The 13770-nt window shown below is 37.6% G+C and carries 13 protein-coding genes; 2 read left to right on the forward strand and 11 right to left on the reverse strand.

Going from position 1 to position 13770, the window contains the following annotated elements; translation table 11 throughout:
• Nucleotide 1: 1 nt before the first annotated feature.
• Nucleotides 2-730, reverse strand: a complete 729-nt coding sequence (locus PI85_RS06005; protein ID WP_036122436.1) for an IclR family transcriptional regulator — start codon at nucleotides 728-730, stop codon at nucleotides 2-4.
• Nucleotides 731-968: 238 nt separating this feature from the next.
• Here PI85_RS06005 and PI85_RS06010 point away from each other — a divergent pair, with 238 nt between their 5' ends.
• Nucleotides 969-2630, forward strand: a complete 1662-nt coding sequence (locus PI85_RS06010; RefSeq protein WP_036122433.1) for a M20/M25/M40 family metallo-hydrolase — start codon at nucleotides 969-971, stop codon at nucleotides 2628-2630.
• Nucleotides 2631-2698: 68 nt separating this feature from the next.
• Here PI85_RS06010 and PI85_RS06015 read toward each other — a convergent pair whose 3' ends face one another.
• The 5 genes from PI85_RS06015 to PI85_RS06030 form a co-directional block, all read right to left on the reverse strand.
• Nucleotides 2699-3652: a methyl-accepting chemotaxis protein gene (locus PI85_RS06015; protein ID WP_036122430.1), complete on the reverse strand. Its 954-nt coding sequence runs from the start codon at nucleotides 3650-3652 to the stop codon at nucleotides 2699-2701.
• A gap of 128 nt (nucleotides 3653-3780) precedes the next feature.
• Nucleotides 3781-4965, reverse strand: coding sequence for an NAD(P)/FAD-dependent oxidoreductase (locus PI85_RS06020; protein ID WP_036122428.1), 1185 nt, complete (start codon nucleotides 4963-4965; stop codon nucleotides 3781-3783).
• 45 nt (nucleotides 4966-5010) lie between these two features.
• The gene (locus tag PI85_RS06025; protein WP_004227758.1) at nucleotides 5011-5439 is read right to left on the reverse strand and encodes a DUF1641 domain-containing protein; all 429 of its coding nucleotides are present in this window, start codon (nucleotides 5437-5439) and stop codon (nucleotides 5011-5013) included.
• An 83-nt stretch (nucleotides 5440-5522) separates the two neighbouring features.
• Nucleotides 5523-5654: a hypothetical protein gene (locus tag PI85_RS25030; RefSeq protein WP_255319038.1), complete on the reverse strand. Its 132-nt coding sequence runs from the start codon at nucleotides 5652-5654 to the stop codon at nucleotides 5523-5525.
• A gap of 237 nt (nucleotides 5655-5891) precedes the next feature.
• Nucleotides 5892-6521, reverse strand: a complete 630-nt coding sequence (locus tag PI85_RS06030; protein ID WP_235318461.1) for a TetR/AcrR family transcriptional regulator — start codon at nucleotides 6519-6521, stop codon at nucleotides 5892-5894.
• Nucleotides 6522-6639: 118 nt separating this feature from the next.
• Here PI85_RS06030 and PI85_RS06035 point away from each other — a divergent pair, with 118 nt between their 5' ends.
• Entirely contained in the window at nucleotides 6640-8826 is a 2187-nt protein-coding gene (locus tag PI85_RS06035; RefSeq protein ID WP_036122426.1) for an MMPL family transporter, read from the forward strand.
• A 256-nt stretch (nucleotides 8827-9082) separates the two neighbouring features.
• Here the strand turns inward: PI85_RS06035 and PI85_RS06040 are convergent, their stop codons facing one another.
• The 5 genes from PI85_RS06040 to PI85_RS06060 all read right to left on the reverse strand — a co-directional run bounded on the left by PI85_RS06040 (nucleotide 9083) and on the right by PI85_RS06060 (nucleotide 13719).
• Nucleotides 9083-9958: a MurR/RpiR family transcriptional regulator gene (locus PI85_RS06040; protein ID WP_036122425.1), complete on the reverse strand. Its 876-nt coding sequence runs from the start codon at nucleotides 9956-9958 to the stop codon at nucleotides 9083-9085.
• A 71-nt stretch (nucleotides 9959-10029) separates the two neighbouring features.
• On the reverse strand, nucleotides 10030-10935 hold the full coding sequence (gene murQ, locus PI85_RS06045) for an N-acetylmuramic acid 6-phosphate etherase (RefSeq protein ID WP_036122423.1): 906 nt from the start codon (nucleotides 10933-10935) through the stop codon (nucleotides 10030-10032).
• A 5-nt stretch (nucleotides 10936-10940) separates the two neighbouring features.
• Nucleotides 10941-11948: an N-acetylglucosamine kinase gene (locus PI85_RS06050; protein WP_036122421.1), complete on the reverse strand. Its 1008-nt coding sequence runs from the start codon at nucleotides 11946-11948 to the stop codon at nucleotides 10941-10943.
• Nucleotides 11935-12762: a carbohydrate ABC transporter permease gene (locus PI85_RS06055; RefSeq protein ID WP_036127525.1), complete on the reverse strand. Its 828-nt coding sequence runs from the start codon at nucleotides 12760-12762 to the stop codon at nucleotides 11935-11937. Before PI85_RS06055 ends, PI85_RS06050 begins: the two co-directional genes overlap by 14 nt.
• A gap of 12 nt (nucleotides 12763-12774) precedes the next feature.
• Complete coding sequence (locus PI85_RS06060) at nucleotides 12775-13719, reverse strand: carbohydrate ABC transporter permease (RefSeq protein ID WP_042737488.1); 945 nt, start codon at nucleotides 13717-13719, stop codon at nucleotides 12775-12777.
• Nucleotides 13720-13770: the final 51 nt, after the last annotated feature.

Below are 13770 nucleotides of genomic sequence, written 5' to 3' on the forward strand. Positions count from 1 at the left end.
TTTACATATGACCCAGCTCTTGTGAAAGAAGGTGAGCAGCTCTTGTGACTTCCTTTGCAATACTTTCTAATTTTTCAGTATCCGTATCATACTCAAAGCACTCTGCACTAATTGCTGCAATTGGTTCTTTATTTAAATCAAAAACAGGTGCAGCCACCGATACTGTTCCCTTTGTTTTTTCTCCATAGCTAATAGAGTATCCCTTATCTTTGATGATATTTAATTGTTCCATTAACTCTATTCTTTCAAGATCATTTATATTTTTTAGAAAGCCTGCATGCATTTCCTTCTCTGAGAATGCAAGTAATACTTTATTCGCTGCTCCAATCGGATAGGGGATTTTTTCACCTATCATATCAATGATACGTACATTTTTTGGGCTATCTACACGATCAATAATAATAGAATTATTTAGTTTTGGAATATTTAAATACGCTGTTTCTCGCACATTAATGGCAAGCTCTTCTAATAAAGGATGGGCTTTTTCTCGGATGTTTGTATGGTGGTACATTTTCATGCCGAGCTGTAACCATGTATACCCTAAACGAAATTCCTTTTTTTCCTCATTTCTTTCTACTAAATCAAAGTTTTCTAATGTATACAATAAACGATATATTGTACTGCTAGGTAAGTCTGTTTCATTATATATATCTTGAACAGAAAAGAATCGTTTAGGATTCTTGGCTAGTACATGAATAATCATCATTGCTCTTTCAATGGATTGAATCATTGCTCATCCTCCTTTTATTCATTTTAACGAATTTTTACTCATTTATATAGACTTGCAACCGAATAAATTAATAAAAAGAAACAGAATTTTATAAAAATGAAAATTGACGTTTACGATTTTTTCTTATATGATGAATTATATTCCACTATACGGATTTATTTTCACATAACGAAACAATTAAGTAAATATAGTTGCTATTTTGAATGATATCTATTCGAACAAAAAAGGAGCAATATACATGTATTCACAACTAAGACAGTTACCCATCGCAAAGCAAATTGAAGAGCTTACAAATGAGTTAGTAACTATTAATAGTATTAATGGTACTCAAGGTGAAGGGAAAATTATCGAGTATATCTATGAGAAAATGAAGGAATTCCCTTACTATCAAGAAAACCCTGCATTTCTTTGGACTTTAAACGTAAAACAGGACCCCATTGGTCGAAAAAATCTTTTTGCCTTCGTAAAAAGTCCTAATGAAACAAAAAAGACAATTATTTATCACGCTCATTTAGATACAGTGGATATAGAAGATTATGGTCATTTAAAAGAGTTTGCTTTTTCCCCTACCAAGCTTGAGGATTTCTTTAAAACCTATGAAGGAAATACGGATGTACAGAAGGATGCTCAAAGTGGTGACTGGATGTTTGGGCGTGGAGCTGTAGATATGAAAAGCGGAGCTGCAGTCCATATTGCCAATATTCAATATTTCACCAATCATCTTCATGAATTAGAAGGAAATATATTACTTATTTTAAACGGTGGCGAAGAAGCAGAGCATAATGGAATTATTGATGCATTAGATGAGCTTAATCGTTTAAAAATGGAACAAGCGCTAGATTTTCTAATGGCGATTAATACTGACTTTACAACTCCTTTATATGGTGAAGATCCTCACCGTTATATTTATACTGGTGTTGCCGGAAAGTTACTACCCTCCTTCCACATTTATGGACGGGAAGTACATGTGGGAGATACATTAAGTGGCATTGATCCTAATTATGTGTCAGCTAAAATAACTGAGCGTATTCATAATAATTTAGCATTAACGGAGGCAATTGTAGGAGAAACCATCCTTCCACCTACATGCTTATACCAACGTGATACCAAAGAATCCTATACGGTTCAAACAGCATCTACTAGCCAGATTTATTTTAACTATTTTTTATATGAAGAGTCACCAGATCAAGTTGTTAAGAAACTTAAGTCTGTCGCACAACAGGCATGTCTTGAGGCAGAACAATATTTACAGCTTCAGTATGAGAAATATATAGAACGCTCCAACGTACCTAAGCGCTCATTATCATGGCATATTGAAGTTGTTACTTATGATGAGCTTATTGTTTATTTAAACGGAAAGGGTATTCAAACCGAGCCTATTATTGCTGATGTCTTGAGAAGAAATGCAGGCAAGGAATTACGCCAACAGTCGTTTGCAATCGTTGATGCCCTGCAAAAGGCAGATCCCGAGCATAAGCCTCGAGTTGTGCTATTCTTTGCACCACCATTCCTACCCCATAATTATTTAAAGGAAAATGTGGTAAGAGATCAGTTATTAAAGCAGACCATTTCACAAGTCGTTGATGAGGTAGCGAATGAAACAGGCGAAGTATTTCAAGTTAAGCGCTTTTTCCCTTACTTAGCGGATGGAAGCTTCTTATCTATTCATGCTACACAGGAGGAACTCCAAGAGTTGCTCAATAACTTCCCAAAATGGGATACACTCTATCCCCTACCATTTGAAAAAATAAAGGCGCTGAATATCCCTTCTGTTACTATGGGTGTATACGGGAAAGATGGACACAAATGGACTGAGAGAGTTTACAAACCTTATTCCTTCGGCGTGCTACCAAACCTAATACAGAAGGCTACAAAAGAAATATTTAAATCCAAACTTTAATATCGAAAAAGCACCATTCTACTCATTTTTAGAACGGTGCCTTTTTTATGTATCAAGTATAACTATTGTTAAATTGAATGAGGGAAACCCTTCACCTTTTCAACTGCTTCTAGTAATTTTTTTGTGACAATATCTGATTCATCAATATGATCCGTTAAAACTTTATTTGTTTCATCAAAAAGTACTGTCGTTGTTTTAAATTTACTCATAACATCTTCAGTCGAAATTTTTTGGCTATCTATATAATGAAGTAATTCCTTCACTTCACCTTGGACATTCATAATGATTTGGAGTAATGCGTTAATTTGCTCAGAAGTATCCGTGCTCTTCTGAAGTCCCTCTGTCACCAATTGCATATTATTTTTATTATCCTCATATGCCTCAGATATTTGATCCTCAATTTTTTTCGTAAGATTTACAATATCCTCTGTACTGGATTTGGTATTTTCAGCAAGCTTTCGTACTTCCTCTGCAACGACTGAAAACCCTTTGCCATGCTCCCCTGCTCTCGCTGCTTCAATAGATGCATTCAATGCCAGTAAATTAGTTTGATTCGAAATCTCACTGATGACTTTGACGATATCTGTTATTTGCTTTGAACGTTCACTTAAATGGTTCATACTATTTGTTGTTTTTCTTGATTGCTCACCAAGCTCATCAATAACATGCTGAACTTCTTTTACAGCTTGTTTACTATCAATCGATAAAGAAACCATTTCATCTGATGAAAGAATTAAAGAGTTTCCTTTTTCTAGGGCATGGCCAGATATGGTATTGGATTCAATGGTGCTGTTTTCTACACGATTAAACTCGTTTAAAATAGTAGTAACCATTTCACCCAAAATGACATGTTGGTGATTAACTATATCGTGCTGTCCAATCGTCGAAATTAATTCCTTATGTAATTCATTGAGAAAAATTTGAAATTCGTGATCCTTCTTATCTAGCTTTGCATTCAACTCATCAATTTTATCCTTAAATTGCTCTATATCTTCTTTTTTTGATTGAAATATCGTTAACACATGTCATCACTCCAGTAACTAGATTTGTATTAATTTTACTCTCTTTGAAGTAATTAATAAACAAATATCGTAACAGCAAACTTTCCATAAAAAAATCCCACCTCCTAATGGAAGTGGGATACTAATTTTTAGTAAGCTAAACCGAATAGAGCTTTAATATGTGTTAGATAACGAATATTTGAAGCTTCTTTCATTAATGTTGCAGGAAGACCTTTAAGTTCTGTATTGCTTGCACCAATTGTAGCAACCGCATCTTTACGGCCAAGGCTTGCAAGTGTACCAGAGTTCACTGCAGAGAATGATTTCATCTCTTGGTTTTTATATTGTGCAAAGACATTATAACCAGCAAGCTCACCCATTTGCCACGCAACTTGCGCAGTTGGTGCGTAAAGTGGACGACCACCATCAGCTGGTAATGCTACAGATGCGTCACCAATAACAAATACATCTTCGTGTGATGTAGATTGTAGGAATTCATTAATTGTTGCTTTACCGCGATCAGCTGCAAGGCCTGATTCACCTACTAGTGGAAGTGGTGCTACCCCACCTGTCCAGACAAGTGTGTTTGCAATAATTGGTTCACGGTCTTTTAGAGAAATAACGTTGCCGTCAACACCAGTTACAGGTGTTCCAGTAATAAATTCTACACCGCGTTTTGTTAAGCTTTCAGTAGCGCGTTGGATAAGTGTATCCGGAAGTACTGGTAAGATTTTTGGACCAGCTTCAACAAGTTTAATTTTAAGATCCGCAAAGTTAACACCGTGTTTTGCAGCGATTTTCGGGAAGTTGTCCACGATTTCACCAACAAGCTCAACACCTGTTAAACCGCCACCACCGATAACGATTGTTGCATCTGCTTCATCTTTAGATTGTGCATATGCTTTGATGCGATCTTCGATATGTTTGTTAATTTTATTGGCATCATTTACTGATTTAAGAACCATTGAGTTTTCTTCTAATCCAGGGATACCAAAGAAACCAGTTTGGCTTCCTAAAGATACTACAAGCGTATCGTACGTTAATGTATAGCCATTATCTAAATCTACTTTTTTATTATCTACATTGAATTTCGTTACTTTTGCAATGTGTAGATCGATGTCTAAACCTTTAAAGATTTTTTTAAGTGGTAATGCAACAGCACCTTCTGCAATTGTACCACCTGCTAAACGGTGAAGTTCAGTGATAATTTGGTGTGTTGGGAATTGGTTTACTACAGTAATTTTAGCTTCATCAGCTGATAGATACTTACGTGCAGTTAATGCAGTTAAAACGCCAGCGTAACCCGCACCTAAGATGACGATTTCTTTTGACATGATTAATTAATCCTCCGTCCTTACGAATTGAATTTACCTTAAGTCTTATTTAGCTTTGCGTTCTGAGCTTACTTGTAAGAAAGCATTAACAAAACGGAAAACATTTTGAACTTGAGGGTCTTTTAACATTTTCACAAGACCGAATAAACCAATTACTTCGTGGCTTTCAGATGCTCGGTCTTTTGCTTCAATTGCAGTTGCTGCTAGGTTTTTCGCAGAGCCTACTACAGGTCCAGCGATTTCTGTTACTGCACCAACAGTATCATTTTTAAGCACTTCATCTGTTGCAACAGCTTGAGCAAACTCGTATGATTTCGTTAATAAAGTCATCATTTCAGTTAACTTTGGTAATTGCTCAACTAAAGTTGTAAGTGATTCTTGAACTTCAGGTTTTAGTAATTGATCTAGTACATCTAATTGCTCTTTACTCACAGTTACTTGTTCAGCCTGTGTTTGGTTATTCGTTTCTGACATTTTGAACTCTCCTTTGCCATCACTAGTACTATTTTTTATTGCTTACATGTAAAAAAGACCATTAAGGTAAAACTTAACAGTCGTTACAGCGTATATCCTACACAATCACCAGTCACAAGGGCTGGATAGCGATTCGTATGACTTGTTATTACAATGTTAACTTTAAGTCGCAAAAAGCGCATCATAATACCATCCTTATCTTGTCTTGGTGACATTACAACCTTCATTATAAGACTGTTTGTACATTATTTCAATGCGCTAAATCACAATTTCGACAATCTTTTCAAAATTCATTGATTTTATCAACTATTAACTGCCTTACTATCATAAATTTTCTAATCCATCAATTTTTTTATGATTATTCACTTTCTTGTCATTTTTAGAACCCTTTTTTGAAATATAACAATGAAAGGAGTTATCTCTAATCTAATGAGATAACTCCTTTCAAAGCTTTATTTATTTTGAACAGATAGCCAAAAGAAATTTGTTACTTCTTTTGCTGTTACATCTACTGAACCTAACAAAGTTTTTCCATCGCCATCTTTAAAATATCCTACTGTCATCAATGCCATAAAGCTATGAGCAAAAAACTTGGCATTACCTTTTCGAATCGTGCCCTTCTCCATCTCCTTTTGCATAGCCCGCTCAATTGTTTGATACATTTCATTTTCGGATGCTTGTACTTGTCTCAACTGAGATTCCGATAAATTGATGGAGGCCTCCCGCATAAAATTATTCATATCAATATCAATAGTTGCTGATAAATGAACTTCAACGAGCTGTTCAAGGCGTTCTTTAAATGGTTTTTGTTGCTCCAAGATTTGTAGAATGGATAGCCTGATGCGATCCATCATTGCAATGAGTGCCGATGTATACAATTCGCCTTTAGTTGGGTAGTAGTAATAGATAGTCGCCTTTGTTACGTTACAAGCTTTTGCTACATCATCCATTGAAATATTTTTGTAGCCTTCTTTAATAAAAAGTTTTGTAGCCGTGTCAAGGACTAGATCTTTTGTCGGTTTCGCATTTTCATCATGGCGAGGTCTTCCAAGCACACGCGGTGACTGTTTCAACAAGTTCACCTCCTTTATAAATAAGCAGTCTTTTTACTCATATTATAACATATCAGTATTTCTAGATTGATTAATTAACCTTCTAGTATATATAATTAAATCACTTACATGAAATGGAGGTCTTCTCATGAAAAAACATCCACTTGAGCAATGGGGCTCAATGGTTGCAAGTAAAAAGGGGCGCTTATTAGCACTAGCCTTTTGGGTGTTATTAGTCATTGTATTGTCGTTTGCTTGGCCACAAATTAATAGCATCGAAAGTGAGTCAGGCAAAAACCTACCTGACACGGAAATGTCTGAACAGGCCGCGGCAATGATTGCCGAACAATTCCCTAATGATGCTGGTACACCATTATTATTAGTTTGGTATCGAGACAGCGGTTTAACGACTGAGGACTATTCAGCTATACAAAGTATATACAGTGAGCTTCAAGCTAAACCATTAGCTCATCAAACAATGGTTCCACCATTTGATAAAATGCCACCTCAGGCTCTATCAGCCTCCGCTTCAGAAAATGGCACAACCATTGTTACACCTGTGTTTTTTGAAAAAGGTGTCGCTACAGATGCCCTACAAGATAGTTTAGATAAACTTACAAAAATAATGGAGAGTAACGAAGTTCAATTAGATAAGAAACTTTCAAATGACATGCTTCATGTACGCTATTCAGGGCCAGTTGGAATCGCTACTGATGCTGTTAGTTTATTCTCCCAGGCAGATGTGAAGCTATTGATTGCAACCGTATTGCTTGTTTTAGTACTACTTATTATCATATATCGTTCGCCATTACTGGCTATTATTCCTTTACTAGTTGTAGGTCTTGCCTATGGAGTGATCAGCCCAACATTAGGCTTCTTTGCGGATCAAGGATGGATTGATAAAGATTCGCAGGCTGTCTCTATTATGACAGTATTGCTTTTTGGCGCAGGTACGGATTATTGTTTATTCCTGATTTCTAAATACCGAGAAGTTCTCTTCCATGTTGAAGATAAAACTGTCGCAATGAAACTCGCTGTGAAAGAATCAGGTGGCGCTATTTTAATGAGTGCCCTGACGGTGGTCATTGGCCTAGCTACCCTTAGTCTGGCTCATTATGGTGCATTCCAACGCTTTGCCGTGCCATTCAGCTTTGGTGTACTTGTAATGGGGATTGCAGCTCTCGTCGTCCTTCCTGCTATTCTTGTCATCATTGGTCGTGTAGCTTTCTTCCCATTTGTTCCACGTACAGAAGAGATGGCACTTAGCAAAGGAAAGAAACAACATAAGCCGTCACATAAGATTAGTCATAAAATCGGACATTTCGTTACGCATAAGCCATGGATAGTTATTGCTGTAACTGTTATTTTACTTGGTGGATTAGCGGCATTCGTTCCACGTATCCAATATACGTTTGATCTACTTTCATCCTTCCCAAAAGACATGCCGTCAAGAGAAGGCTTTACTTTAATAGAAGAGAATTTTTCGCCTGGTGAATTAGCACCTGTACAATTAGTGATTGATACAGAGGGAAATGAAATTAATTTACAGCAACAGCTTTCAACAATTTCTTATATTGATAGCGTGGCAGATGTGCAAATAGGTGAAAAAAATAACGCTATTCAGTTATACGAGCTATCTTTAAACGCCAACCCCTATGCGAAGGAATCATTGGCTCATATTCCTGAGTTAAAGGCAGAAGTTGTCGAAATGCTGGAGCAAAGTGGGCTTAAAAATGCTGATAAGCAGGTTTGGATCGGTGGAGAAACTGCTAGTCAGTATGATACCCAACAAATAACTAAGCGTGATGAAACGGTTATTATGCCAACTATGATTGCTTTAATTGCATTATTATTATTTGTTTATTTACGTTCCATTACAGCCACTGTTTATTTATTAGCAACCGTGATCATCTCTTACTTTGGAGCATTAGGGGCAGGTTGGCTGATTTTACATCATATCATGGGAGCAGAAGCCATTTCTGGAGCTATCCCGTTGTATGCATTCGTGTTCTTAGTAGCGCTCGGCGAAGATTATAATATCTTTATGATTTCAGAGATTTGGAAAAAACGAAAAACAACGGATCATTTAACAGCTGTAGAAGAAGGGGTTGTCCGAACGGGAAGTGTCATAACATCTGCTGGTCTCATTTTAGCAGGGACTTTCGCTGTTCTGGCAACATTACCAATTCAAGTACTTGTTCAATTCGGTGTGGTCACTGCAATCGGTGTCCTTCTGGATACATTCATTGTTCGACCATTGCTTGTACCAGCCATTACAACGGTTCTAGGCAAATACGCCTTTTGGCCAGGAAAACTATTCAAAAAAGAAGTCTAGCCTATTTTAAATAACACGGTCATTAGCAACTCTACTTGCTAATATCCGTGTTATTTTTTGTATGAATACTAGAAAGAGCTGCTACAAATCTTTTCTGGACCTATTGCTTTTCCTTTGGTGCTACCAGTCGATGTGGTTGAATTACTTGAGGCTAGTAATCTTTCTCCCATGTTTAGTTTTTTAACCCTGCTGTACCAACACTCCATTTGTGACAGAGCAACAAAAAAGAAGACGATGCTAAGAAATCGTCTTCATGCTACTTTATTTTTCTTTTAGCAACTTTTTTATGCAGTCGTTGAATTACCGTTCGTGTCTCATCTAAATAATCAATTGTCTGATTATAGGCACTGGTCACTACTCCCATAAATAAAATATCAATGACAAGAAGCTGGGCAAGACGAGAGGAAGTGGCACCGCTTCTAAAGGTCGCTTCGACATTCGGTGACACATATAAACAAATATCGGCTAAACTCGATACTAATGAATTACCGTAACGCGTTAAGCTTATGGTAGTAGCAGGAGTTTTGCCCGCTATTTCAAGGATTTTGGCCACTTCATGCGTTTCCCCAGAGAAGGATATCCCAACTAACACATCCCCCTCCTGTGAATTGACGACCGCTGTAGCTCCTAAATGTAAATCCATGAATACTTTACTATGCTTATTAATCCTTAAAAACTTTTGATCTGCGTCCATTGCAGTAATTCCAGAAGCACCTACGCCAAAAAAAATAATTCTTCTAGCCTTTGCTAAAGCTGATACAGCACGTTCTAATTCAGCCTTATCTATTAAATTAGCCGTTTGTGTCAAAATTTCACTACTTTGCAAGGTTACCTTCTCTACAATTGATTGTAACGGCTCATTTGCCTCTATATCTCTGTCGAAGGTGTTCTTACGCTGTAAATCACCGGCAATACGCAATTTTAATTCCTGAACGCCGCTGACGTGCAGAGATTTGCATAATCGTATAACAGCTGCACTGCTTGTCTGACTTGCCTCTCCCAACTCTACAGCGGTCATTTTAATCGCCTGAGTGGGATTCTCTAAAATAAAGCTCGCCACCTTTTTTTCGGAAGGGGGCAGCTTCTCACGCATTTCTGATAACATAATTAAACCAGCATTTATTTTTTCCATACGTCCATCCCCACCTCTAGTATGTAGCCTTCACGGAAAAGTGAATGGAGCAGTTCCATCCACCTCTTTCTTCAAAGCTTACGTAATTCTACTGCTCTACGGACATGCCCTTCGGATTCGGCGAGTAATGTGGTCGCTTCTTCTAACACTGTATTTGTTAGTAACATGACAATCGCCAGTTTTACTTGATAATTGGTTTGCTCTAAAACTTGCTCAGCTTGAAAATACGATACTCCTGTCACTTCACAAATAATTTGCTTGGCACGTTCTCGCAATTTAAAATTACTAGCATGAACATCCACCATTAAATTTTTATAGACTTTACCAAGCTTGACCATAGTTGAGGTCGTAATCATATTGAGAATTTGTTTATGGGCTGTTGCAGCCTTTAGTCTAGTGGAACCGGTTAGAATTTCTGGACCAGTAATAACCTCAATAGCTATATCTACATTTTCGCTAATGGTAGAACGAGCGTTGCTGACCAAGCTAATCGTTTTGGCTCCTATTTGCTGAGCATAATTTAAAGCTCCTTTGACAAAAGGCGTTCTACCACTTGCCGCAATACCAATGACTATATCTAGATTTTTTAAGCGTTGTTTTTCCAATTCTTGCCGACCTAAAGATAAATCATCTTCTGCCCCTTCTATAGCGATCATTACTGCCTCTGACCCACCCGCTAATATGGCTTGCACTAGCTTAGGCGAAGTACTAAATGTTGGTGGACATTCAACAGCATCTAAAAGCCCGATTCTCCCACTTGTCCCTGCCCCTACATAAAACAATCTACCGCCATTTTTTAGCGCATGTACAACAGCCATAATAGCCTGTTCTATTTCAGGTAATACTTTGGCAATAGCCTGTGGAATTTTTTGATCCTCTTCATGCATTAGCCTTACAATTTCAGCAATGGACATTAAATCTAAATTGGTTGTGTCTGGATGATAATCCTCAGTCGTCAGTTTTGTCATTCGCTCCATCGAAATCAAATCCCTCCATTCGATTTTTTTATATTCATCCAAGTTTCCTTTACTGTTTGTTGTAAAGCCTTTGTCATTGGAATTCCTTCACTAAAGAGCCCATTTATAAAAGCACCAATAGCAGGTGGTACTTCAGGCTGAATAATTTGATTATCAATAGTAGATTGTTGCAATTTTGCTTGAAAGCATTGAACAAAGTATTGATTTTCGAATAATCCTCCACAAGTAACAATAGGGAATTTTTTCACCTGTGGTTCTTTTCTAAACATCATTTGGAGAAGTTGAACTAAATGGGTAACTGCACGGTCAACAATCCTCTTCGCTATCTCATTATTTTGGGTAGCTAAAAGTAATACCGTCCTAGTAATAGAGGAAATACATATGCGTGGCTGCGTATGCTCATAAATTAGTGTAATAATTTCCGTAGGATCTGTTAGTGCTAGACGCTCTAAAATGGCTTTAGAAAAGGCATCTTCATTTAAACCATAAGCATCATATTGACGAGTAATGGCACGCAATGCCTCTTGGCCAATATAGTAGCCACTTCCCTCATCTCCCAATAGATAACCCCATCCCCCCATACGACTAATAGAATTTTGTTGAACCGCATAAACAATTGAGCCCGTTCCCGCTATAACTACTAACCCTTCCCGCGTAAACGTCCCACTAGTAAGTGCCGCCACTGCATCATTGGTGACAGTAACTTTACAGGAAGTGGAAGGGAGCATAGGAGCTATCCACGCCTTCCAGCGTTTTATATCCTCCTGACGATCCCCTCCTGCTACGCATAAGAAAATCGTTGAAACATCGTATTTTGTAGCGCTTATTTTTTGCACTAGACTCTCCAGTAAATGTTGAATATGTTGCCTTACCTCATGGGCTGGAGTTGATTTTATATTCGTACCGTGTCCATCCATAAAGGCGAGAATATTTCCTTCTTTTGTCCCGATTATGGCACGGGTTTTCGTTCCACCACCATCGACTCCAATAATATATTGATTATTTAATGGCACCTGCCGTCAGCCCCTCCATAAATTGCTTTGAAGCAATAAAGAATAATAGAATCATTGGTAATGATGCTAATGTCAGTCCAGCAAATAATGAGCCCCAATCAGCCGAATGCTCCCCAAACAGCGACATCATTCCGACCGGGATTGTCCGTTTCATCTTTTCCGTAATAAAAATAAGCGGGAAGAAAAAATCATTCCATGCTGCGATAAAATTGATAATCACGACTGTTCCTAGTGCAGGCCGCATTAATGGTAAAACAACATACCAAAGGACCCTTAGATTTCCTGCTCCATCCATACGGGCAGCCTCTTCCAATTCAGACGGCATCGTTTTAAAAAAGCCTGTTAGTATGAGTATGGATAAAGGTATACCTGTCGCTGTATTCATTAAAATTAATGACCATAAAGAATTAATTAGTCCTAAATCACGCATTAAAATGAAAAGAGGGACAATCCCCAATTTTATTGGGATCATCATGCCTAATAAGAAAATGAAGAATAAGGCATGATTCCAAGAAAATTTAAAGCGTGCAATATAAAAGGATGCCAATGAACAAACAACAACAATCAGTACGACAGATACAACACTGACAAATAGACTATTCATAAAATATGTGGTGAATGGAATTTTAGACAATAATGTGCGGTAAGTATCTAAGCTAAAGCTAGATGGAATGCCTAATGGATCCTTATAAATGTCCACACTTTTCTTAAAGGAGGACAAGATCATTAACAATATAGGATATATGCTGATTGTCGCCACTGTAAACACAACAAGATAATAGAATGGTCGAACCCAAATGGCTTCTTGCTTCATATACTTCCCCCCTTACATTTGGACGTCTTTTTTATTGGCCAAGCTTAAAAACAGCGTTGTACAAATTAATATAAATAGGAACAGTACTGTCGCTAGCGCAGATCCTAAGCCAATAGCTGTCGCACCAGAAGCTGTAGAACTACCAAATGCTAAGCGATAGAAAAAGACGGCTAATGTATCTGTAGAATAATAAGGCTCTCCCATCGAACCTTGCATGGCGTAAACAAGTTCAAATGCCTCAAAGGATTGAATAAATGTTAAAATGCCCATGATCATTATCGATGGCACCATTAAGGGTAAATAAATCGTACGTAATAAGGTGAAGCCCTTTGCACCGTCTAGTCTCGCAGCTTCAATTAATTCATTGGGGATGCCCTGGAACCCAGCTAAAAAAATTAAGACGCCAAATCCTAGTCCAAACCAACAATTGACTAAAATAATGGCAATCAAAGCTGTTCCAGGATCACCGAGCCAAGCCTTTTGCAACGTCTCTAAACCTATTTTCTCTAAAAGGACATTTAAGGTTCCGAAATTGGGGTTTAAAATAAGCTTCCATAAAAAACCTACGACAATTACAGATAAAACTCGTGGGAGAAAAAAGGCTGCCTTAAAAAACTCAGCACCTTTAATTTTTTGGTAGATAATAAATGCTAAAAAGAAAGCTACACCATTCATGACCACCATTTGCACAATAAAATAAAGAACATTATGTTTGAAGGCATTCCAAAACATGGAGCCATTAGGTTCTGTCGTGAAAAGCGTCACAAAGTTTTGGAAGCCAATAAAGTCCCCCCGTGCCATCCCTTTCCATTCAAAAAAACTATAGGATAAAGCCGCTAGAATTGGATAAAGCACAAACATTCCATAAATGATAATTGCAGGGATAGGGAAAAGGTGGATAGACCACCCTGCCCATGATTTTCTTTTTGATAACGGTGAAGCTGTAGGCTCTTTCATGATGAACAGCCCCCTTTAAATTTTTGAAAAAGGAAGATTCCTTGTAGGAGC

Origin of the sequence: Lysinibacillus sp. A1, assembly GCF_000801965.1 — a bacterium.
Taxonomy (GTDB): Bacteria; Bacillota; Bacilli; order Bacillales_A; family Planococcaceae; genus Lysinibacillus; species Lysinibacillus fusiformis.